Here is a 22053-nt window from a genome sequence, read left to right as displayed (position 1 = left end):
CTAAACACAGGGGGTGTCTGTGAGTTGCTGCAATCCTTTGAAGGATGGTGAATATGATCACCATTCGTGACGTCGCCCGCCAGGCGGGCGTTTCCGTGGCCACCGTCTCACGCGTGCTGAATAACAGCGCGCTGGTTAGCCCTGAAACCCGTGAAACCGTAATGAAGGCTGTGACCCAGCTCGGGTACCGGCCAAATGCCAACGCCCAGGCGCTTGCGACGCAGGTCAGCGACACCATCGGCGTGGTGGTAATGGATGTATCAGATGCCTTTTTCGGCGCGCTGGTGAAAGCGGTCGATATGGTCGCCCAGCAGCATCAGAAATATGTCCTGATCGGCAATAGCTATCATGAGGCGGAAAAAGAGCGCCACGCCATCGAAGTGCTGATCCGCCAGCGCTGTAACGCCTTGATTGTCCATTCAAAAGCCCTGAGCGATGAAGAACTCACCGGATTGATGGAGCAGATCCCTGGCATGGTGCTGATCAACCGCATCGTTCCCGGCTATGCCCATCGCTGCGTCGGGCTTGATAACGTCAGCGGCGCCATGATGGCCACGAAAATGCTCATCAACAACGGGCACCAGCGGATTGGCTATCTGGCCTCCAGCCACCGGATCGAAGATGACGAGCTGCGGCGCGAGGGGTGGCAAAACGCCCTGAAAGAGCACGGTATTACGCCATCGGAAAGCTGGATAGGGACCGGCACGCCGGACATGCAGGGCGGTGAGGCGGCGATGGTAGAGCTGCTGGGCCGCAATCTTCAGCTGTCTGCGGTATTTGCCTATAACGACAGCATGGCGGCAGGCGCCCTGACGGCGCTGAAGGATAACGGCATTGCGGTGCCACAGCATTTGTCACTCATCGGTTTCGATGATATCCCCATTGCGCGTTACACCGATCCGCAGCTGACAACGGTGCGCTACCCCATTGCCTCTATGGCGAAACTGGCAACGGAGCTGGCGTTACAGGGGGCGGCAGGGCTGCTGGATCCGGGTGCAACACATTGTTTCATGCCGACTTTAGTGCGTCGCCACTCGGTCGCCGCCCGGCAAATTGTGGTTCCGATCACTAACTGATTACATGAGGTGATGTAACCGTTTTCAATCTGTGAGTAAATTCACAGTATCTTAACAAGGCGCTGTCTATGATGTCAGCGTTTTAGGGGCTGAAACGCTATGTAACGGTGATTATTCACTTTCACTATAGCCAATGTGCCGCAAACAACGAATAAAACGCATTTCTGGAGCGTTACCGAACACGGAAGAAAGAAATTTTATAAGTGAACTTCGGCTGTCAGTAACGTTTTATTAACACCTGCCCGCCGATCGTTATTCACCAGAACTACCCTGCATAAAAAACCGGAGATACCATGAATAAGAAGGTGTTGACCCTGTCTGCTGTAATGGCAAGCATGCTTTTTGGTGCAGCAGCGCACGCTGCGGATACCCGTATTGGTGTGACCATCTATAAATACGACGACAACTTCATGTCTGTTGTGCGTAAAGCGATTGAGAAAGATGCGAAAGCCGCGCCAGACGTTCAGCTGCTGATGAACGACTCCCAGAACGACCAGTCCAAACAGAACGACCAGATCGACGTTCTGCTGGCGAAAGGCGTGAAAGCCCTGGCCATCAACCTGGTTGACCCGGCTGCAGCAGGCACGGTAATTGAAAAAGCGCGCGGCCAGAACGTGCCGATCGTCTTCTTCAACAAAGAACCTTCCCGTAAGGCGCTGGATAGCTACGACAAAGCGTATTACGTCGGTACCGACTCCAAAGAGTCCGGCATTATTCAGGGCGATCTGATCGCGAAACACTGGGCGGCGAACCCGAACTGGGACCTGAACAAAGACGGTCAGATCCAGTTCGTGCTGCTGAAAGGCGAACCAGGCCACCCGGATGCTGAAGCGCGTACCACCTACGTCATCAAAGAGCTGAACGACAAGGGTCTGAAAACCCAGCAGCTGGCGTTAGATACCGCGATGTGGGATACCGCTCAGGCGAAAGATAAGATGGACGCGTGGCTGTCCGGCCCGAACGCCAACAAAATCGAAGTGGTTATCGCCAACAACGATGCGATGGCAATGGGCGCGGTAGAAGCGCTGAAAGCACACAACAAATCTTCTATTCCGGTATTCGGCGTCGATGCGCTGCCAGAAGCGCTGGCGCTGGTTAAATCCGGCGCGATGGCCGGTACCGTGCTGAACGATGCCAACAACCAGGCGAAAGCCACCTTCGATCTGGCGAAAAACCTCGCCGATGGCAAAGGCGCGGCAGATGGCACCAGCTGGAAAATTGACAACAAAATCGTTCGCGTACCTTACGTGGGCGTAGACCAGTCCAACCTGGCTGAGTTTATCGGTAAATAAGTGATTTGAAATGTCTTCACTGGGCGCAATTCGTTGCGCCCTTTTATAACGCGATATGCGAGGCCAACAAGGTATAATTATGGTCAGCACAACTACTCAGTCATCCGGTGAATACCTGTTGGAAATGAGCGGTATCAACAAGTCATTTCCCGGCGTTAAGGCACTCGATAATGTTAATTTAAAAGTGCGTCCTCACTCTATTCATGCTTTGATGGGTGAGAACGGTGCGGGTAAATCAACATTATTAAAATGCCTTTTTGGGATCTATCAAAAAGATTCTGGCAGCATTCTTTTTCAGGGGAAAGAGATCGATTTCCATTCAGCGAAAGAAGCGCTGGAAAACGGCATCTCGATGGTTCACCAGGAATTAAACCTGGTGCTGCAGCGTTCAGTCATGGATAACATGTGGTTGGGGCGTTATCCCACCAAAGGTGTCTTTGTCGATCAGGACAAAATGTATCGCGACACCAAGGCGATTTTCGACGAGCTGGATATTGATATCGATCCGCGCGCCCGCGTGGGAACATTATCCGTCTCCCAGATGCAGATGATCGAAATCGCCAAAGCGTTCTCCTATGACGCGAAAATCGTCATTATGGACGAGCCCACATCGTCATTAACGGAAAAAGAGGTTAATCACCTTTTTACCATTATTCGTAAGCTTAAAGATCGCGGCTGCGGCATTGTGTACATCTCCCACAAAATGGAAGAGATCTTCCAGCTGTGCGATGAGATTACCATTCTGCGCGACGGCCAGTGGATTGCCACGCAGCCGCTGGAAGGGCTGGACATGGACAAGATCATCGCCATGATGGTCGGCCGCTCCCTGAACCAGCGCTTCCCGGACAAAGAGAACAAGCCGGGTGAAGTGATCCTGGAAGTGCGTAACCTGACCTCGCTGCGCCAGCCGTCTATCCGCGATGTCTCGTTCGACCTGCACAAGGGTGAAATCCTGGGGATTGCCGGTCTGGTCGGCGCAAAACGCACCGATATCGTGGAAACCCTGTTTGGCATCCGTGAGAAAGCCGAAGGCACCATCACGCTGCACGGAAAGAAAATCAATAACCACAACGCCAACGAAGCCATTAACAATGGTTTTGCGCTGGTGACGGAAGAGCGTCGTTCGACCGGTATTTATGCCTATCTGGATATTAACTTTAACTCGTTAATTTCTAACATTCGCAATTACAAAAACAAAGTCGGGCTGCTGGATAACTCCCGCATGAAGAGCGATACCCAATGGGTGATTGACTCCATGCGCGTGAAAACGCCAGGCCACCGCACCCAAATTGGTTCGCTGTCGGGCGGTAACCAGCAAAAAGTCATTATTGGCCGTTGGTTATTGACCCAGCCAGAAATTCTGATGCTGGATGAACCGACCCGCGGGATTGACGTCGGCGCGAAGTTTGAAATTTATCAGCTGATTGCCGAGCTGGCGAAAAAGAATAAAGGGATCATTATTATTTCTTCCGAAATGCCGGAACTGTTAGGGATCACAGACCGTATTCTGGTTATGAGCAATGGTCTCGTCGCCGGTATTGTTGACACCAAAACGACAACGCAAAACGAAATTTTGCGTCTTGCGTCTTTGCACCTTTAAGATCAGGGGCTCCTCATGAGTGCGTTAAATAAAAAAAGTTTTCTCACTTATCTGAAAGAAGGCGGTATTTACGTTGTTCTTTTAGTCTTGCTGGCAATCATCATTTTCCAGGACCCTACGTTCTTAAGCCTGCTGAACCTGAGTAACATTCTGACCCAGTCCTCCGTGCGTATTATCATCGCGCTGGGCGTGGCGGGCCTGATTGTGACACAGGGGACGGACCTTTCTGCCGGTCGCCAGGTGGGCCTGGCAGCGGTTATCGCGGCAACCCTGCTGCAGTCGATGGAAAACGCCAACAAGGTCTTCCCGGAAATGGCGACCATGCCGATTTTCGTGGTGATCCTGATTGTCTGCGCCATCGGGGCGGTGATTGGTCTGATCAACGGTATTATCATCGCTTATCTCAACGTGACGCCGTTTATCACCACCCTGGGTACGATGATCATCGTTTACGGTATCAACTCCCTGTACTACGACTTCGTTGGCGCGTCGCCCATTTCTGGCTTTGACAGCGGCTTCTCGACCTTTACCCAAGGGTTTATCGCGCTCGGCAGCTTCCGCCTGTCGTATATCACTTTCTATGCGCTGATTGCGGTGGCCTTCGTCTGGATCCTGTGGAACAAAACCCGCTTTGGTAAAAACATCTTCGCTATCGGCGGTAACCCGGAAGCGGCGAAGGTGTCCGGCGTAAACGTGGCCCTGAACCTGCTCATCATCTATGCCCTGTCCGGCGTGTTCTACGCCTTCGGCGGGATGCTGGAAGCGGGCCGTATCGGCTCTGCCACCAACAACCTTGGTTTCATGTACGAGCTGGATGCGATCGCAGCCTGCGTGGTGGGCGGCGTCTCCTTCAGCGGCGGCGTCGGGACGGTGCTCGGCGTGGTGACCGGTGTGATCATCTTCACCGTCATCAACTACGGGTTGACCTACATCGGCGTGAACCCGTACTGGCAGTACATCATCAAGGGCGCCATCATTATCTTCGCCGTTGCGCTGGATTCACTGAAGTACGCCCGTAAGAAGTAATCATCTCAGGCAAAATCCGGGTCCGCTCACCGAGCGGGCTTTTTTATGCCCTATGCCAGATGCGACTCCTCTGGCGTCACGATGCGTTCAAACCAGTCGAGCTCAGAAAGCTTGCAGGCGACCCACTGTTCGGAAAAGGCGTCGCCCAGGCTGTCGGTGAGATACTGACAGCGGGCAAAGGCCTCAATCGCCTCCTGCTGAAACAGCGGCAGATCGGGCTGGTCGTGCTGCGGTTCAGGGAGATCCCCCTCGTCGATATGTTCCAGCCCGTAAAGCATGCCGGTCAGGACGGTTGCCGCCACCAGATACGGATTGGCGTCGGCCCCGGCCAGACGGTACTCGATACGACGGTTGTGCTCATCCGAGCAGGGTATGCGCAACGCGGCGGAGCGGGTGTTGTAGCCCCAGGAGTTAAACACCGGCTCCGTCAGATTTTTACGCAGGCGACGAAACGCGTTAACGCCCGGTGCCAGAATGGCGACAGAGGCGGGCATCAGCGCCAGCTGGCCCGCGATGCACAAGCGCATCATGCTGTTAAGCGCGTTCACCGGCGAGGCAAAAACGTTTTCGCCACGGCTATCGTTCAGGCTGAAATGGACGTGCAAACCGCTGCCGGACAGCTCGCTGAACGGCTTAGCCATAAAGTTGGCCTGCAGGCCGTGCTTTTCAGCGACGTATCGGGTCAGGCGGCGCAGCGCCAGCACGTTATCGCACACCTCAACGACGCGATGGCTGTGCTTCAGGTTTAATTCATACTGACCGGACTCGGCTTCCGCCACGACCCCGGACAGCGGAATGCGCTGAAGGTGCGCCAGCTGTTCCAGCTCGTCAAACAGTTCCGTATGGGCCGACGAGGTATCCATATGAAAACAGCCCTGATTTTGCGGATCGCGATCGCCCCGTCCCGTCAGGTAGAACTCGATTTCAGGCGCGATGACCGGAAAGAGGCCGTGCTGGTGGAAGCGGGCCACAACGTTCTGCAGTATCACGCGCGGCTCAAGCGGGCAGGGGCTATCGTCGCTGTCCTTCATCGTCAGCAGGATCTGCGCGTTATGCTCCGGATCCTGCGGGCAGGGACGTAAAGATCCGGCGACCGGGACGCACAGCCGGTCGGGTTCATCATAAAGCGGGGCGGCGATTTTTCCCTTCTGGTCCATCGAATAGACGGACAGCGGAAAATAACAGCCTTTTTCCAGATTCAGCATGCTCTCTACCGAGAGGCGCTTGCCGCGCATCGTGCCGTTGATATCGTTCAGGTAAACGTCGATATGTTTCGTCTGCGGGTAACGTTCCAGGTAAGCGGCCACTTCCACGGCGACGTTGTGCTGCAGGGCGTCAATTTTTTCATCCAGCCAGAGACCGGAACCGGGTGCGCCGGGGAGTGATAAACCGGGAAAGTTAAAATAGGGGCGGAGACTTTTGAGGAAAAACGCGTTCATTATCGAGTTCATAGTCATTCTTCAATGAAGCCGTAGCGGCAGTGAACTCAGCTTAAAAGAGCCGACGTAAAGGCGAGATAAAAAGCGTCAACAGCGGCGTAAAGAAAGTCTAAAGACGACCCTGTTACTTCTCTTTTTTCTGCATATCAAGCAGCTGCTCGGGCGTGACGGCCGGATAGCCCTGCGCGTCTTCCGGCACTTCGTGCATCGCCGGAATCGGCACCAGCGGGCCTAAGAAGCGCGGTTCACGTTTGAAGATATACAGGTCTGCCAGGGCACCAAAGCGGGCACCAAACTCGCGCACGCGCACGCTCAGCATATCTTTTGGCGACGGCACCGCGTAACACTGCGCCTGAATGCCCATATGCAGCGCGATAAACAGCGCGCGCTCGCAGTGGAAGCGCTGGGTGATGATGATGAAGTCGTTGGTGTCGAAGACCTTGCGCGTGCGGACGATGGAGTCCAGGGTGCGGAACCCGGCGTAGTCGAGCACGATATCGGCAGGATCCACGCCCCCGGCAATCAAATCCTTACGCATCGTCACCGGTTCATTGTAGCTTTGCAGCGCGTTATCGCCGCTCAACAGCAGATAGTTCACCTTGCCGCTGTTGTAGGCGTTCAGCGCGCCCTGAATGCGGTAACGGTAATACTGATTAATGACGCCGGTGCGGTAATACTTGGCGGTGCCGAGCACCACGCCAACCTGACGGTAGGGCAGGTCCTGCAGGTCGTCAAAGATGTAGGGGGCGGTTTTCCAGCTCATCCAGCGGTCGAGACCGAGCACGATCAACAGCAGTATGCCGACCAGGACAGACAGGCTGTAAAAAACGCGCTTTAACATGCAGATGGCTCGTACCGAAGGTGAAATTTAACTCAGGCTACTTTACCCGCCTGGTTAGCGCAAGAAACAGCGACTCAACTGAGGGGTTTTTCAGCAAACTGGCGGGCATTTCTGCCCGCCGGAAGGTTTACGCCAGCAGCACGCGGTCAATCGTCGTGCAGCCCAGCGCCTTAAGCGTTGCGGCAGTGGCATCCCACTGGATCAGCGGCGCATCGGCAATTTCAGCCAGAATGGCGCGCTGAATGTCCGGGTAGTCATAGCCGTTCAGGCTCAGCAGGTTGAGCGCGCCCTGCAGCGGCGGAAGCGTTGGGTTAAACGCGGCGTTTTCCGCATAGCTGCCGGTGAAGATTCGGCCATCGCGGCACTGCAGCGCCACGCCGCTCGGGGATTTGCTGTACGGCGTGTGGCTCTTGTTGGCTGCGCGAATGGCCGCCTGGCTCAGGTCATCGCCGGACAGGGCGAAACCGTGGTCCTGATCGTCCATCAGCAGGGTTTTGATCTCCAGATCTTTCGGGCCAAACGCGTCGGGCAGGTAATCCGCCAGCGTGTGCGGCGCGCGGCCAGGCAGGTTGATGCGCAGCTGCAGCCCGCTGTTCAGCTCGTTCATAAACTGACGGCAGTGTCCGCACGGGGTGTAGTTAACGGTAATGGCGCTCAGGGCTTTTTCACCGCGCAGCCAGGCGTGGCTGATGGCGCTTTGCTCGGCGTGAACGGTTTGCTGCATGGTGGCGCCCAGGAACTCCATATTGCCGCCGAAGTACCAGGTGCCGCTGACGCCGCGGGCAATGGCCCCGACGTTGAAGTGGGAGAGATCGGCCCGCGCGCAGGCGGCAGCCAGAGGAAGCAGTGCGAAAGCCAGCGCGTCTTCGTCCAGTCCCGTTGCCTGTTTCAGCATCGTGACCTGCTCCGCGGTCAGCAGGGCGGGGAAGTGCGCATCTGCCAGTACGGGAGCCAGGGCTGACTGCAAATTCTCTGCAAGCTGGGCGAAAGCAGCTTGAAAACGTGGGTGCATGGCGTTTGCCTCATAAAGGTTAATGGATCGGTAGTTTACGGAGCCGCTTGGGCTTTATATGTGATCCACTTCTCATTATGTATGCAACTTATGAAATCAAAATGAAATTTGCGCGACGCATCGCAAATTTTAGCCCATCACCGCCAGAATAAGCGGAAAAATGAACGGGGCAAGCAGGGAGGTGATAATCCCGCAGATCACCAGCGCCAGGGAGCTAAACGCCCCTTCCTGATAATCCAGCTCCGCGCAGCGGGCCGTGCCCAGCGCGTGCGAGGCGGTGCCCATCGACAGTCCCCGTGCCGCTTTAGTATGAATACGCATCGCGTTCAGCAGGGTGTGGCCAAATACCGCACCGAGAATACCGACAAAAATGACGCACATTGCGCTGATGGCCGGGATCCCGCCGAGGCTGCCGCCGACGGCCATTGCGATAGGGGTGGTCACCGACTTAGGCAGAATAGAAGCGGCAATCTGCGGGGAAGCCCCCATCAGCAGCGCCACCGACGTGCCGGTGATCATCGCCACCAGGCTGCCGACAAAACAGATGGTAATGATGGATTTCCAGCGGGCGCGGATCTGGTGCAGCTGCTCATATAAAGGAAAGGCAAGCGCCACGACGGCGGGCTGCAGCAGGTCGTTTAAAATTTTGCTGCCGGCAAAGTAGCGTTCGTAAGGAATGCCGGTGAGCAGCAGGAACGGAATAATCACCACCATCGCCACCAGCAGGGGGTTCAGCAACGGCATTTTGAAACGCGCGGCAAGCTTACGTGCGGCGAAAAACACTGCCAGAGTGAGCGGCAGCGACCACCAGATATTGGCCATCATTTTTTGGTTTTCTCCCCAATCACGTTACGTTCGCCGTGCACCAGATGCGAACTCCAGCTCACCACCAGGAAAACCACCAGCGTGCTGACCGCGCAGGAGACCACGATAGGGCCGAACTGGGCCTTGAGCAAATCAAAATACTGCATGACGCCGACGCCGATGGGCACGAAAAGCAGCGCCATATAGCGGATGAGGACGAAGCAGCCGGGGTTGACCCATTTTGCGGGCAGGATCTGCAGCGCCAGCAAGACGAAGAGGATCAGCATGCCGATAATGCTGCCGGGGATGGTGATGGGCAGCAGCGACGCGACGAAAATCCCGGCATACAGGCAGGCGTAGATCAGGACGAATGCGCGCAGATATTGCCAGATAATGTTCAATGATTTGCTCATGGTGATAGTCCTTGCTGAAACGCATTCATCATACAATTAAACCTAAAAATGTGCCACGGATCACATCATGAAATTTGAGCATAACAGACATTCCGGAATGGAACGTCGTGCTTTCCACGCTCGGGCAGAGCAGATACTATAGCGCGTCTTTTTTCACAGGTACTGCTATGCGTGTTTTACTGGCCCCAATGGAAGGCGTGCTCGATTCCCTCGTGCGCGAGCTTCTGACCGAGGTAAACGACTACGATCTCTGCGTGACGGAGTTTCTGCGCGTGGTCGATATGCTGTTGCCGGTAAAATCCTTCTATCGGCTGTGCCCCGAGCTGCACAACCACAGCCGGACCTCTTCCGGCACGCTGGTGCGCATTCAGCTCCTCGGCCAGTATCCTGAATGGCTGGCGGAAAACGCCGCCCGCGCGGTGGAGCTGGGCTCTTACGGCGTCGATCTCAACTGCGGCTGCCCGTCAAAGCTGGTGAACGGCAGCGGCGGCGGGGCGACGCTGTTGAAAGATCCTGAGCTGATTTACCGCGGCGCGAAAGCCATGCGCGAGGCCGTGCCCTCGCATTTGCCGGTGACGGTTAAAGTGCGCCTGGGATGGGACAGCGATGCCCGCCAGTTCGAGATCGCCGATGCGGTGCAGCAGGCCGGGGCCACCGAGCTGGTGGTGCATGGCCGCACAAAAGAAGATGGCTACAAAGCCGAGCGCATTAACTGGCAGGCTATCGGCGAGATCCGCAAACGCCTCACCATTCCGGTGATCGCCAACGGCGAAATCTGGGACTACGAGAGCGCGCAGGCCTGTCTACAGGCCACCGGCTGCGATGCGGTCATGATCGGCCGCGGCGCGCTGAACGTGCCTAATCTCAGCCGGGTAGTGAAATATAACGCACCGCGTATGCCCTGGGCAGACGTCGTCACGCTGCTGCAAAAATATAGCCGTCTTGAAAAGCAGGGCGACACCGGTTTGTATCACGTCGCGCGAATTAAGCAGTGGCTAAGTTATTTACGCAAAGAGTACGATGAAGCGCTGGGATTATTTCAGGAGATTCGGACATTACAGACTTCGTCTGATATTGCCCGGGTGATTCAGTCAAAATAATAAGCGTTAAATTGCTCACACTTTTTTAAACCAGAAAACAGTTCTGGTTTTCAACGTGGCGCGACGGTGTTAAGGTGCCACTGTTTTCAACGCAGGATTGTTACTGGTTAACAGGCAAAACCTAAGCGTTTCACAGCATTTTCGCTGTGGAGCGCTTAGGTTTTTTTTTGCCTGTCGTTTACGCAGGAGAGACATTTGGCTTAGCGCTTTTTACTGATTTTAAAAAAATGAAATATCGACAGGGAATAGAAAAATTTCCTGCGAACGGTTACGCACTAATACTCAGCTACAGGTTGCTATTATGACAAATAAAAATAATCTCTATGCCCTCGCTTTATTGATGATATCGCCTTTAACAATGGCGCAGGAGTGGAATGGAACGGTATTAGGGTTTGAAGCCCCGCCGAAGCCTGTTCTGGGCGAAATGCTCGGCATACGTAAAATCCTAAACGATAACGGTTTTACCTATAACCTCGGGTATCTGAATGAAATTGGCTGGAACGGCGGCGGTGGCTATAACCACGACTCCCACGTGGCCTATATTGACCAGTTTGCGCTGACCTTCAACCAGGATCTGGAGCGCTGGACCGGTATCCCGGATGCGCGCATCGAGGGGAACATCGTCAACCGCAACCACAATGACGATCTCACCACCAAACGCGTGCAGGATCCGCGCGTCAACTTTAACGACCTGACCCAGGAGAGTTGGGGAGGGCAGTCGATTACCCGTCTGGGTTGGCTGACCTTTGCCCGCAGCTTTGACGACCGGCGTCTCACCTGGCGCATCGGGATGATGAACAAGGTGCAAACCTTCGACCAAATTATCCCCTGTGATTTCCAGCTGCTGTCCCAGTGCGGTGGGAAGTCTGCCAACTCGCTGACCTGGAACAACTGGAACGTTCACACCTGGGGCACCACGCTGGAGTATAAGCTCACGCCAGCCGTCACCTTAAAAGGCGGCGTGATGGAGCAGAATCCGCAGGCCTCCAGCCGCAGCCACGCCTGGAGCTGGTCGACGAAGGGCAGCAAAGGGGTCTTGCTGCCCGTTGAAATCGAAGCGCGTCCGCTGATTAACGGCCTGCCGGGCGCGTACAACCTGGGCGTGGTGTTTACCAACGCGCCGCAAACCGATCTCTTTCGCGGCAAATCCGGCGGTGCGGGCGTGACGGACCCGGACGGGTTTGAAACGCACAGCCGAACCTGGTTTATGTACGCCGGGCTGAACCAGCAGCTTACGCAGCACCAGGACGATCCGAATCGCGGGTTGAGCACCTCGTTCAGCATGAGCCTTGCGGATCAGAGCACTAACTACATGCACCAGGTTTACGCCGCCTCGCTGCGCTACCGCGGGCTGTTTGACGCCCGGCCGGAAGACTGGATTGGGTTTGGCTTAACCTGGATTGATATGAGCAGCCAGTACGCGCGCAACCAGCGTTACCTGAACAGCGTGAGCGGCGTAAGCGATTATGACAATCCGGCGTATCACCCGGTGCCGGGCCACTCCCTGAACGGCGAGTTTTACTATCGCTTCCGTCCGGTGTCGTGGCTGGAGCTGCAGCCGGGCATTCAGTACTGGCACCATCCGGGCGGCGTATCCCGGACGCAGGATGCCTGGGTAACGGAGCTGAAAACCGTCGTGACGTTCTAGCAATGTCGATCCGCGTCACGTTTCTGACGCGTGACGTATTGAGGCTACGAATGAAACTGATAGAGTGCCAGAACTGGATTGTTACTGCTTAGGCAGGCAAAACCTGATTTTCTGGCATCTGCCGGAGGTCAGGTTTTTTTGTTTCTGGGGTTCAGATGAAAATCGCCAAGATACTCAATAATAACGTGGTGGTTGTTCAGGATGAGCGCGGGCGCGAACAGGTGGTGATGGGCCGTGGGCTGGCCTTTCAGAAGCGCGTCGGTGAAGCGCTGGATACGGCGCTGGTTGAAAAGGTATTTGCGTTACAAAGCGATGAGCTGGTGCGTCGACTTGGCGAGCTGCTGAGTCAAATTCCGCTGGAGGTGATGACCGCCTGCGACCGCATCATCGAGCTGGCGGCGCAGCGGCTCGGAAAATTGCAGGAGAGTTTGTATATCACCCTAACCGATCACTGCTACTTTGCTATCGAACGGCAGAAGAAAGGGCTGGCGATCAAAAACGTGCTGCTGTGGGATATTAAACGGCTGTATCCGAAGGAGTTCGAATTAGGGCAGGAGGCGCGGAGCATTATTGCCAGACGCCTGAACGTCGAACTGGAGGAGGATGAGGCCGGGTTCATCGCGCTGCATCTGGTCACCGCGCAGTTGAACAGCGAAATGCCGGAAGTGATGCACGTGACGCGGGTTATGCAGGAGATCCTGCAGCTGGTGAAGTATCAGCTGCAGCTTGAGTACGATGAAGACTCGCTCAGCTACCAGCGTTTCGTGACGCATCTGAAGTTTTTTGCCCAGCGGATGCTTACCCGCACCGTGGTGGAGGATGACGATGTGTCGCTGCATACGGCGGTAAAAGACAACTACGCGAAAGCGTGGAAATGCGCCGAGAAAATTGCGCAGCACCTGAACAAAAGCTATCAGCGCGAGCTGACAACCGAAGAAATTATGTTCCTCGCCATTCATATCGAGCGGGTGAGAAAAGAGGGGCGTTAAGCCTCAGAACAGGATTGTTACTGCACTACGCAGGCAAAACCTGAGCGCGGCCTTCGTCAGAAGGCCGTTCTCGGGTTTTTTTATTTTTTGTACTCAGTCAACAGGTGCCTGCGGGCATCGGATGTAAGGAAATCGAGATGGAATACCAGGCTTTAGCGAAGGATATTCTCGGCCACGTTGGCGGAAAAGAGAACATCGTCAGCCTCGTGCACTGCGCGACCCGGCTTCGCTTCAAACTGAAAGAGAACCAGAAAGCGGATGCCGAAGGGCTAAAGAAAAACCCGGGCGTGATCATGGTGGTCGAAAGCGGCGGCCAGTTTCAGGTGGTGATTGGCAACCACGTTCACGACGTCTGGCAGGCGGTGCGCAGCGAGGCCGGGCTCACCGACGACGCGCCAGTCGTGGAAGAAAAAGGGGAAAAGGGTAATCTGCTGGGCCGTCTGATCGACATTGTCTCCGGGATTTTCACCCCGTTTATTGGCATTCTGGCGGCCTCCGGTATCCTGAAGGGGCTGCTGGCGCTGGCAGTGGTCTGCGGCTGGCTCACCACCGAAAGCGGGACCTATAAAATCTGGTTCGCCGCCAGCGACGCGCTGTTTTTCTTCTTCCCGCTGGTGCTGGGCTATACCGCCGGGAAAAAGTTCGGCGGCAACCCGTTTATTACCATGGTGATCGGCGGGGCGCTCACCCACCCGATGATGATTGCGGCGTTTAACGCCAGCCAGCAGCCGGGTGCGGTTTCGGAAGCCTTTTTAGGCATCCCCGTTACGTGGTTCAACTACAGCTCGTCGGTGATCCCAATTATTCTCGCCGCGTGGGTCAGCTGCTGGCTGGAAAAACAGAGCACCAGGCTGCTGCCTTCCTCGATGAAAAACTTCTTCGCGCCGCTGATCTGTCTGGGCGTGACCGTGCCGCTGACTTTCCTCGTTATCGGGCCGCTGGCGACCTGGCTGAGCCAAATGCTGGCGAACGGCTATCAGAGCATCTACGTTCTGGCGCCGTGGCTGGCGGGGGCGGCGATGGGCGCGCTGTGGCAGGTCTGCGTCATTTTTGGCCTGCACTGGGGGCTGGTGCCGCTGATGATTAACAACCTCGCGGTGCTGGGCCACGACTCGATGCTGCCAATGCTGCTCCCGGCGGTGTTTGGCCAGGTCGGCGCGGCGCTCGGGATCTTCCTGCGTACCCGCGACGTCCGCCAGAAGATGCTGGCCGGCTCATCGGTGACGGCCGGGATATTTGGTATTACCGAACCGGCTGTGTACGGCGTAAACCTGCCGCTGCGCCGTCCGTTTATCTTTGGCTGCGTGACGGGGGCTATCGGCGGGGCCATTGTCGGCTTCAGCGACACCCACGTTTACTCCTTCGGCTTCGCCAATATCTTTACCATCGCCCAGATGATTCCGCCCGGTGGGGTAAACGCCACGCTGTGGGGCGGTGTGATCGGCACCGCGGTAGCGCTGGTGCTGAGCTGCGGGCTGACGCTGGTGGCAGGCATGCGGGGACACGAAGCGCCGGAAGCAGTCGTTTCGGCAGGCGAAGACGATGTCCTGTCCCCGATGACCGGAACCGTTCTGGCGCTCGACCAGGTGCCGGATACCACGTTTGCCAGCGGTCTGCTGGGCAGCGGTGCCGCCATTATTCCTTCCGATAACAAAGTGGTTGCCCCGTTTGCCGGCGTGGTGGCCTCGCTGTTTCAGACCAAACATGCCATCGGCCTGCTCAGCAACAGCGGGATTGAAGTGTTGATCCACGTGGGTATCGACACCGTGAAGCTCGACGGCAGGCCGTTTACCGCCCACGTGAAGGTGGGCGATAAGGTACAGGCCGGCGATCTGCTGCTGGAGTTTGACCGACAGGCGATTATCGCTGCCGGATACGACCTGGCGACCCCGATCATTATCAGTAACAGCGATGAATATCGTGACGTGGTGACCGTGGCGGCAACGTCCGTCAGTGCCGGTGCGCCATTACTCAGCGTAAGCCATCAATAACAGGAGAACGTGATGAAAACTTTCCCGGACGATTTTTTATGGGGCGGCGCGGTTGCCGCGAATCAGGTAGAAGGCGCGTATCTGGAGGATGGCAAAGGGCTATCCACCTCAGACGTTCAGCCGCAGGGGGTATTCGGCCCGGTGGTTGAGCGCGTGGCGGGCGACAGCGGCATCAAGGACGTCGCCATCGACTTCTATCACCGCTACCCGGAAGACATCAAGTTGTTCGCCGAGATGGGCTTTAGCTGCCTGCGCGTCTCCATTGCCTGGACGCGCATATTTCCGAACGGCGACGAGCTGGAGCCTAACGAAGCGGGGCTTGCGTTTTACGACCGGCTGTTTGACGAACTGGCCGCGCACAACATTACCCCGCTGGTGACGCTGTCGCATTACGAAATGCCGTGGGGGCTGGTGAAACAGTATGGCGGCTGGGGCAGTCGCCAGACCATTGGGTTCTTCGAGCGCTACGCCCGCACCGTGTTTACGCGCTACAGGGAGAAGGTGAAGCTCTGGCTGACCTTTAACGAGATCAACATGTCTCTGCACGCGCCGATGACCGGCGTGGGCCTGCCGGAAACCAGCAGCAAAGCGGAGGTCTATCAGGCAATCCACCATCAGCTGGTGGCCAGCGCGCTGGCGGTGAAAGCCTGCCACGAGATTATTCCGGATGCCAGAATCGGCAACATGCTGCTGGGCGGCCTGATGTATCCGCTGACCTGCAAACCGGAAGATGTTCTGGAGACGCTGCAGGAAAACCGCACCTGGCAGTTCTTTGGCGACGTGCAGTGCCGTGGCGCTTACCCGGGGTATATGCGGCGCTTCTTCCGTGATAACGGCATTCAGCTTGAGGTAACGGATGCCGACCGCGATGCATTAAAATCGACCGTCGATTTTATCTCGTTCAGCTACTACATGACGGGCTGCGTCACTGCGGATGAGGCCCTCAATCAGCAGGCGCGCGGAAATATCCTGAGCATGGTGCCAAACCCGCATCTGGCCAGCTCCGAGTGGGGCTGGCAGATTGACCCCATCGGTCTGCGCACCCTGTTAAACGTGCTCTGGGATCGCTATCAGAAGCCGTTGTTTATCGTGGAGAATGGCCTCGGGGCGAAGGACAAACCGGACCCTGACGGCATGGTGCAGGATGACTATCGCATCAGCTACCTTAACGACCACCTGGTGCAGGTGCGGGAAGCCATTGACGACGGCGTTGAGGTGATGGGCTATACCAGCTGGGGGCCAATCGATCTGGTGAGCGCCTCTAAAGCTGAACTCTCTAAGCGCTACGGTTTTATTTACGTCGATCGCGATGACAGCGGTAACGGCTCGCTGGCGCGCAGCCGGAAGAAAAGTTTCTTCTGGTATAAAGAGGTTATTGCGACAAAAGGCGCTTCGCTGAAAGTGTAATAAAACGATCAACCTGGCAGGGGGCATTTACACTGTCGGGTTGATTATTTTTTATTTGCATAATTAAATTTAAATAATAATTCCGGTGAATACTTTTCGGTATATTTAAATTTATGACAATTTACGCTTTGCCACGTATTACTAAAAAAATAAACAGAATCAAGCGTAATTTGCGCCTTTATTTTTTGAGTATATGGCGTAATGAATCGTTCTTTTATTTTATCTCTGAGTGTTCCCTTCGCATTCATTCTGGCTGCCTGCGCGCCAGAACATGCCACGGTATCTTCCATTAAAACGCAAACCACGGCGGCGTCGGTGAATACGGTTCTGCATCATCAGGACTGGCCGAAAAATGAGTGGTGGAAAGACTATAACGATCCCGAACTGAATTCGCTGATTGCGAAAGCATTGAGCGATGCGCCGGATATGCAAATTGCCCGTCAGCGCATTACGCTTGCCGAAGCTCAGGCCAAAGCCGCGATGGCCGCAGACGGTCCACAAATTGATTTTTCGGCCGATGCGGAGCGCCAGAAGATGTCCGCTGAAGGGCTGATGGGGCCCTTTGCCCTTACCGATCCGGCTGCGGGGACAACCGGGCCCTGGTACACCAACGGCACCTTTGGCCTGACCGCAGGCTGGGATCTCGATCTGTGGGGGAAAAATCGCGCCCAGGTTGAGGCCCGAATTGGCAAAGTGAATGCGCAAAAGGCGGAGATGGAGCAGACCCGTCAGCTGCTGGCCAGCAGCGTGGCGCGGCTCTACTGGGAATGGCAAACGCAGGCCGCCGTGGGGGAGGTCCTCGCGCAGATTAAACATGAGCAGGACAATATTATCGGCGCCGACCGCGAGCTGTATCAGCACGGAATCACCTCCTCCGTGGAGGGTGTTGAAACGGATATCAACGCCAGCAAAACCGAAGAGCAGCTTGCCGGGGTCAACGGCAAGATGAAAGCTATCGAGGCGCGTCTGGTCGCGCTGACGAACTCGTCATCCGTGAAGCTTACGCGGCACGCGTTGCCGACGGTCGATGCCGCATTACCGTCGACGCTCGGCTATGAACTGCTGGCACGCCGTCCGGATCTCCAGGAGGCACACTGGTATATCGAAGCCTCCCTGAGCGAGGTGGAGGCCGCCAAAGCGGCGTTCTATCCTGACGTGAACCTGATGGCGTTCTTGCAGCAGGATGCTCTCCATCTGAGCGATCTGTTCCGTTCATCCGCCCAGCAGATGGGCGTGACCGCCGGGCTGACGCTGCCGATTTTTGACAGCGGAAGGCTAAACGCCAACCTGGATATCGCCCAGGCGCAGAATAATCTCTCGGTGGCTAACTACAACAAAGCGGTGGTGGAAGCCGTCAACCAGGTGGCGCGCACGGCCAGTGAAGTCGAAACGCTGATGGCGAAGAACAGCCATCAGCAGCAGGTTGAAAAAGATGCGGCGCACGTTGTGGCGCTGGCCCAGGCCCGTTTCAGCGCGGGTATCATTGCGGGCTCCCGGGTCAGTGAAGCCAGAATACCGGCCCTCAAAGAGCATCTCGAAGGATTGCTGCTAAAAGGCCAGTATGTCGACGCCACGCTGCAGCTGACGTCGGCGCTGGGCGGTGGCTATCATCATGGCTAAAAAAGGTCATTATCTATACTTACCTCTTTGCTGTTTTTCAGGAGGTGAGTATGACCAGAGTAGCGATTGTTACCGCATCGGATTCCGGGATTGGGAAAACCACGGCCCTGATGCTGGCCGAGCGCGGGTTTGATATCGGCGTCACCTGGCACTCGGATGAAAAAGGGGCGCTGGAAACCTGCCGTGAAGTCGAAGCAAAAGGGCAGCGCGCGGAGGCTATCCATCTGGATCTAAGCACGCTGCCGGAAGGCGCCGAGGCCATTGACACGCTGATTGCGCGCTTTGGTCGACTGGACGTGCTGGTCAATAATGCGGGGGCGATGAGCAAAGCGCCGTTCCTTGATATGGCGTTTGACGACTGGCGGAAAATTTTCACCGTCGACGTGGACGGCGCGTTTCTTTGTTCACAAATTGCCGCCCGGCAGATGGTGAAGCAGGGGAACGGGGGGCGGATTGTGAACATTACCTCAGTGCATGAACACACGCCTCTGCCGGAAGCGAGTGCCTACACGGCGGCGAAACACGCGCTCGGCGGGTTAACCAAATCCATGGCGATGGAGCTGGTTAAGCACAACATCCTGGTGAACGCCGTCGCGCCGGGTGCCATTGCCACGCCGATGAATGACATGGACGACAGCGGAGTGAAGGCAGGCTCAATGCCTGAAATCCCGCTGGCGAGGCCGGGCCACACCAAAGAGATTGCCAGCCTGGTGGCGTGGCTGTGCGACAGCGACGCCAGCTACACGACGGGGCAATCGTTTATCGTCGACGGGGGTTTTATGCTGGCGAACCCGCAGTTTAAGCCGGAGGGGTAGATTCCTTTCTCCCTCTCCCTGTTGAATAGGATGTTTTTAGTTCCCTCTCCCTGTGGGCTGTGGGAGCCCCAGTAATTTTTTAAACCTGAAGCAATGTATGTGCCATCAGGGTTATGAATGCCTTACAGCGATGCCCCGGTCCGGCTGTAAATCGCCGAAGCGTTTCCGTAAGGCCGGGGCGAGGCGCAGGGATGCGCCGAGAGGGCGTGGCCTGCAGGGATGCAGGCTCATGCCCGACCCGAAAGCCTGAAGGAATAAGCTGAGGGCACCGCGAAGCGGCGATTTACCGCCGGGAGCCCGGGTTGCCAGGGTGGTGGCGATTGAGCCACCCTGGCACGTTCACCGGTCATGTTGTCACAAAGTAGCAAGGAACATGAAGTGAACGGAATGACCACTACATCCGTATGTTCCCCCCTCACCCCAACCCTCTCCCTCAATAGAGAGGGGGCCGACTGTGCTGGCAATATTTTGTGGGGATTACTCAACCCTGTGGGAGAGGGATAGGGTGAGGGCATCAGACCGCGTTTACTCCTCATCCCGCGTCTTTTCCCGGTGCTTGAGCCACAGCCGAACCCCAATCACCCCCACGATCACCAGAATCAACCACGCCCAGTGCTTCAGGTGCTGGTCGAGATTATGCAGCCATGGCGCAATCACTTCGCCCCCTACGTAGCCGAGCGTCGTAAAAATCAGCGCCCAGGCAATCGCGCCCACTATATTGAGCGGCAGGAAAATTTTTGGCGGCAGATGGCTGGCACCAATCAGTATCGGCCCGATGATGCGAAAGCCATACATAAAGCGCGTTCCGATGACGAACAGATAAGGATGACGTTGAATGAGCCGCTGCGCGCGGCGGATTTTCTTCTGATGCTTTGCGAAACGCTTGAGCAGCGTGGGTCCAAAGCGCAGTCCCAGAAAGTAGAGCAGCTGATCGCCTATCATCCCGCCGAGGGCGACCGCGGCGACAACCAGCGGGAATTTCAGCAATCCCTGATGCGCAGCGACGCCGCCTAGCAGCGTGATGGTTTCCCCTTCTGCCACGCTGCCGATGACCAGCGCGGCATAGCCATATTGTTCAATGAGTGCGTTAATATCCATTACGTAACTGTTATCTCCCTCAGCGTACCTCGTTTAATCATATACCCCATGAATCAACAGCGGGGAAATCAACGGAAATTTCCCACTGTACATAAAATAATCTAAAGCCTGCATTATACTTGAAGTATCGCTGACGGGCCGACAACAAGGGGGCGCTATGAACCATGTCTGGGGACTTTTCTCCCATCCCGATCGTGAAATGCATGTCATCAAAAGTGAGAACGAAACGGTCTCGCATCATTACACGCATCACGTGCTGCTGATGGCTGCGGTGCCGGTAATATGCGCATTTATCGGAACAACACAAATCGGCTGGAACTTCGGTGACGGCACCGTGGTTCAGCTTTCCTGGTTTACCGGACTCTATCTGGCCATCGTCTTTTATGGCCTGATGCTGGCGGGTGTGGCGGTCATGGGGCGCGTCATTTACTGGATGGCGCGTAACTACCCGCAACGTCCATCGCTGGCGCACTGTATGGTCTTTGCCGGATACGTCGCGACCCCGCTGTTCTTAAGCGGTATTGTTGCGCTCTATCCACTGGTCTGGCTGTGCGCGCTGACCGGTACCATTGCCCTCTTTTACACCGGGTATCTGCTGTATCTGGGGGTGCCAACCTTCCTCAATATCAATAAAGAAGAGGGCCTGAGCTTCTCCAGTTCTACGCTCGCTATCGGGGTGCTGGTGCTGGAGGCGCTGCTGGCGCTGACGGTTATTCTTTGGGGTTATGGATACCGTCTCTTCTAAGCTCACTGCATTGCTGGCGTAAATGCCAGCAATGCAGCATCTGTTCACGATTATCCGCTGGCGGCAACGCCCGGCGACCGCTATGATGCCGGAGCCAGCCTGTATTTATCCGCTGATACAGGCGGTGTACGTCATGACGTGCGTGAATAATTATCAGAAGTCTCACCATGCTGAAATTCCGAGTCTCTTTACTTAGCCTGGCGCTGCTGCTGGGCGCGTCCGCTGCCGTGCCGGCCGTCGCCAAAACGCCCGCGGTGACCGCCGCCGCTGCCCAGCCGCAAATTGCGTCCGGCAGCGCGATGATTGTCGACCTCAACACCAATAAGGTGATCTACGCCAGCCATCCGGACCTGGTGCGCCCAATCGCCTCGATTACCAAATTAATGACCGCGATGGTGGTGCTTGACGCCCATCTGCCGCTGGATGAAAAACTGAAAGTGGATATCAGCCACACGCCGGAGATGAAAGGGATCTACTCTCGCGTGCGGCTGAACAGTGAAATCAGCCGTAAAAATATGCTGCTGCTGGCGCTGATGTCGTCCGAAAACCGTGCGGCGGCGAGCCTGGCGCACCACTACCCGGGTGGCTACGACGCGTTTATCCGCGCGATGAATGCGAAAGCCAAAGCGCTGGGGATGACCAATACGCACTATGTTGAACCGACGGGTCTGTCGGTCAACAACGTCTCCACCGCCCGCGATCTGACCAAACTGCTGATTGCCAGCAAGCAGTATCCGCTGATTGGCCAGCTCAGCACTACCCGGGAAGAGATGGCGACCTTTGCGAACCCGGCCTATACGCTGCCGTTCCGCAACACTAACCATCTGGTTTACCGGGATAACTGGAATATTCAGCTAACGAAAACTGGCTTTACCAACGCGGCAGGGCACTGTCTGGTGATGCGCACCGTGTTTAACGGCAAGCCGGTGGCGCTGGTGGTGATGGATGCCTTCGGCAAATACACGCACTTCGCGGATGCAAGCCGACTGCGTACCTGGATTGAAACCGGAAAAGTGCAGCCCGTACCGGCCGCGGCATTGACGTATAAAAAGCAGAAAGCCGAGCAGATGGCGACGGCGCAGAACGACTGAGCCGTTTGTCAGCGCCCGGTGGCGGCTTTGCCTTACCCGGCCTACA

General features: G+C 56.2%; 19 protein-coding genes and 1 pseudogene. 13 read left to right on the top strand and 7 right to left on the bottom strand.

The window, feature by feature from the left end:
• Positions 1 to 53: 53 nt before the first annotated feature.
• The 4 genes from galS (at position 54) to mglC (ending at position 4994) form a co-directional block, all read left to right on the top strand.
• Positions 54 to 1076, top strand: a complete 1023-nt coding sequence (gene galS / locus ACJBF3_RS01010) for an HTH-type transcriptional regulator GalS (protein WP_045328027.1) — start codon at positions 54 to 56, stop codon at positions 1074 to 1076.
• Between the two features lie 293 nt (positions 1077 to 1369).
• Entirely contained in the window at positions 1370 to 2368 is a 999-nt protein-coding gene (gene mglB / locus ACJBF3_RS01005) for a galactose/glucose ABC transporter substrate-binding protein MglB (RefSeq protein WP_014884564.1), read from the top strand.
• 79 nt (positions 2369 to 2447) lie between these two features.
• Positions 2448 to 3968, top strand: a complete 1521-nt coding sequence (mglA, locus tag ACJBF3_RS01000; protein ID WP_008500922.1) for a galactose/methyl galactoside ABC transporter ATP-binding protein MglA — start codon at positions 2448 to 2450, stop codon at positions 3966 to 3968.
• Between the two features lie 15 nt (positions 3969 to 3983).
• Positions 3984 to 4994: a galactose/methyl galactoside ABC transporter permease MglC gene (gene mglC, locus ACJBF3_RS00995; RefSeq protein ID WP_008500921.1), complete on the top strand. Its 1011-nt coding sequence runs from the start codon at positions 3984 to 3986 to the stop codon at positions 4992 to 4994.
• A gap of 50 nt (positions 4995 to 5044) precedes the next feature.
• Here mglC and ACJBF3_RS00990 read toward each other — a convergent pair whose 3' ends face one another.
• The 5 genes from ACJBF3_RS00990 to ACJBF3_RS00970 all read right to left on the bottom strand — a co-directional run bounded on the left by ACJBF3_RS00990 (position 5045) and on the right by ACJBF3_RS00970 (position 9503).
• Complete coding sequence (locus ACJBF3_RS00990; RefSeq protein WP_045328238.1) at positions 5045 to 6433, bottom strand: glutamine synthetase family protein; 1389 nt, start codon at positions 6431 to 6433, stop codon at positions 5045 to 5047.
• 124 nt (positions 6434 to 6557) lie between these two features.
• A complete protein-coding gene (gene sanA, locus ACJBF3_RS00985) occupies positions 6558 to 7274 on the bottom strand; it encodes an outer membrane permeability protein SanA (protein ID WP_045328029.1) in 717 nt (238 codons plus the stop codon).
• Positions 7275 to 7401: 127 nt separating this feature from the next.
• Complete coding sequence (gene cdd / locus ACJBF3_RS00980; RefSeq protein ID WP_045328031.1) at positions 7402 to 8286, bottom strand: cytidine deaminase; 885 nt, start codon at positions 8284 to 8286, stop codon at positions 7402 to 7404.
• Positions 8287 to 8415: 129 nt separating this feature from the next.
• On the bottom strand, positions 8416 to 9111 hold the full coding sequence (locus tag ACJBF3_RS00975; protein WP_024908161.1) for a CidB/LrgB family autolysis modulator: 696 nt from the start codon (positions 9109 to 9111) through the stop codon (positions 8416 to 8418).
• A complete protein-coding gene (locus ACJBF3_RS00970) occupies positions 9108 to 9503 on the bottom strand; it encodes a CidA/LrgA family protein (RefSeq protein ID WP_023336341.1) in 396 nt (131 codons plus the stop codon). Before ACJBF3_RS00970 ends, ACJBF3_RS00975 begins: the two co-directional genes overlap by 4 nt.
• A 167-nt stretch (positions 9504 to 9670) precedes the next feature.
• Here ACJBF3_RS00970 and dusC point away from each other — a divergent pair, with 167 nt between their 5' ends.
• The 5 genes and pseudogenes from dusC (at position 9671) to ACJBF3_RS00945 (ending at position 16638) form a co-directional block, all read left to right on the top strand.
• Complete coding sequence (dusC, locus tag ACJBF3_RS00965) at positions 9671 to 10603, top strand: tRNA dihydrouridine(16) synthase DusC (RefSeq protein ID WP_045328033.1); 933 nt, start codon at positions 9671 to 9673, stop codon at positions 10601 to 10603.
• 340 nt (positions 10604 to 10943) lie between these two features.
• Positions 10944 to 12251, top strand: coding sequence for a carbohydrate porin (locus ACJBF3_RS00960; RefSeq protein ID WP_371196739.1), 1308 nt, complete (start codon positions 10944 to 10946; stop codon positions 12249 to 12251).
• Between the two features lie 155 nt (positions 12252 to 12406).
• Positions 12407 to 13240 carry a BglG family transcription antiterminator LicT gene (licT, locus tag ACJBF3_RS00955; RefSeq protein WP_045328036.1) on the top strand — a complete coding sequence of 278 codons (834 nt, stop codon included), beginning with the start codon at positions 12407 to 12409 and terminating at the stop codon, positions 13238 to 13240.
• 30 nt (positions 13241 to 13270) lie between these two features.
• A pseudogene (gene bglF, locus ACJBF3_RS00950) lies at positions 13271 to 15231 on the top strand (PTS beta-glucoside transporter subunit IIABC); the annotation flags it as partial.
• 12 nt (positions 15232 to 15243) lie between these two features.
• On the top strand, positions 15244 to 16638 hold the full coding sequence (locus tag ACJBF3_RS00945) for a glycoside hydrolase family 1 protein (RefSeq protein ID WP_045328040.1): 1395 nt from the start codon (positions 15244 to 15246) through the stop codon (positions 16636 to 16638).
• A gap of 44 nt (positions 16639 to 16682) precedes the next feature.
• On the opposite strand, the gene ACJBF3_RS00940 is transcribed toward ACJBF3_RS00945, so the two are convergent.
• Positions 16683 to 16928, bottom strand: coding sequence for a hypothetical protein (locus ACJBF3_RS00940; RefSeq protein WP_162531749.1), 246 nt, complete (start codon positions 16926 to 16928; stop codon positions 16683 to 16685).
• Here ACJBF3_RS00940 and mdtQ point away from each other — a divergent pair.
• Together mdtQ and ACJBF3_RS00930 are read left to right on the top strand one after the other, a co-directional pair.
• A complete protein-coding gene (mdtQ, locus tag ACJBF3_RS00935; protein WP_045328041.1) occupies positions 16840 to 18258 on the top strand; it encodes a multidrug resistance outer membrane protein MdtQ in 1419 nt (472 codons plus the stop codon). The two genes, ACJBF3_RS00940 and mdtQ, sit on opposite strands and share 89 nt — an antisense overlap.
• Before the next feature lie 50 nt (positions 18259 to 18308).
• Positions 18309 to 19073, top strand: coding sequence for an SDR family oxidoreductase (locus tag ACJBF3_RS00930; RefSeq protein ID WP_072265666.1), 765 nt, complete (start codon positions 18309 to 18311; stop codon positions 19071 to 19073).
• A 525-nt stretch (positions 19074 to 19598) separates the two neighbouring features.
• On the opposite strand, the gene ACJBF3_RS00925 is transcribed toward ACJBF3_RS00930, so the two are convergent.
• Complete coding sequence (locus tag ACJBF3_RS00925; RefSeq protein WP_045328044.1) at positions 19599 to 20171, bottom strand: DedA family protein; 573 nt, start codon at positions 20169 to 20171, stop codon at positions 19599 to 19601.
• A 157-nt stretch (positions 20172 to 20328) separates the two neighbouring features.
• On the opposite strand from ACJBF3_RS00925, the gene ACJBF3_RS00920 reads away from it, so the two are divergent.
• Positions 20329 to 20916, top strand: a complete 588-nt coding sequence (locus tag ACJBF3_RS00920; protein WP_045328046.1) for a Yip1 family protein — start codon at positions 20329 to 20331, stop codon at positions 20914 to 20916.
• A gap of 167 nt (positions 20917 to 21083) precedes the next feature.
• Positions 21084 to 22007, top strand: a complete 924-nt coding sequence (gene pbpG / locus ACJBF3_RS00915) for a D-alanyl-D-alanine endopeptidase (protein ID WP_045328047.1) — start codon at positions 21084 to 21086, stop codon at positions 22005 to 22007.
• The last annotated feature ends 46 nt before the right edge of the window (positions 22008 to 22053 follow it).

Source organism: Enterobacter sp. PP-008-ECC_S150 (assembly GCF_045257065.1).
GTDB classification, from domain to species: domain Bacteria; phylum Pseudomonadota; class Gammaproteobacteria; order Enterobacterales; family Enterobacteriaceae; genus Enterobacter; species Enterobacter chengduensis.
This window is presented reverse-complemented; position numbering and strand designations above follow the sequence as displayed.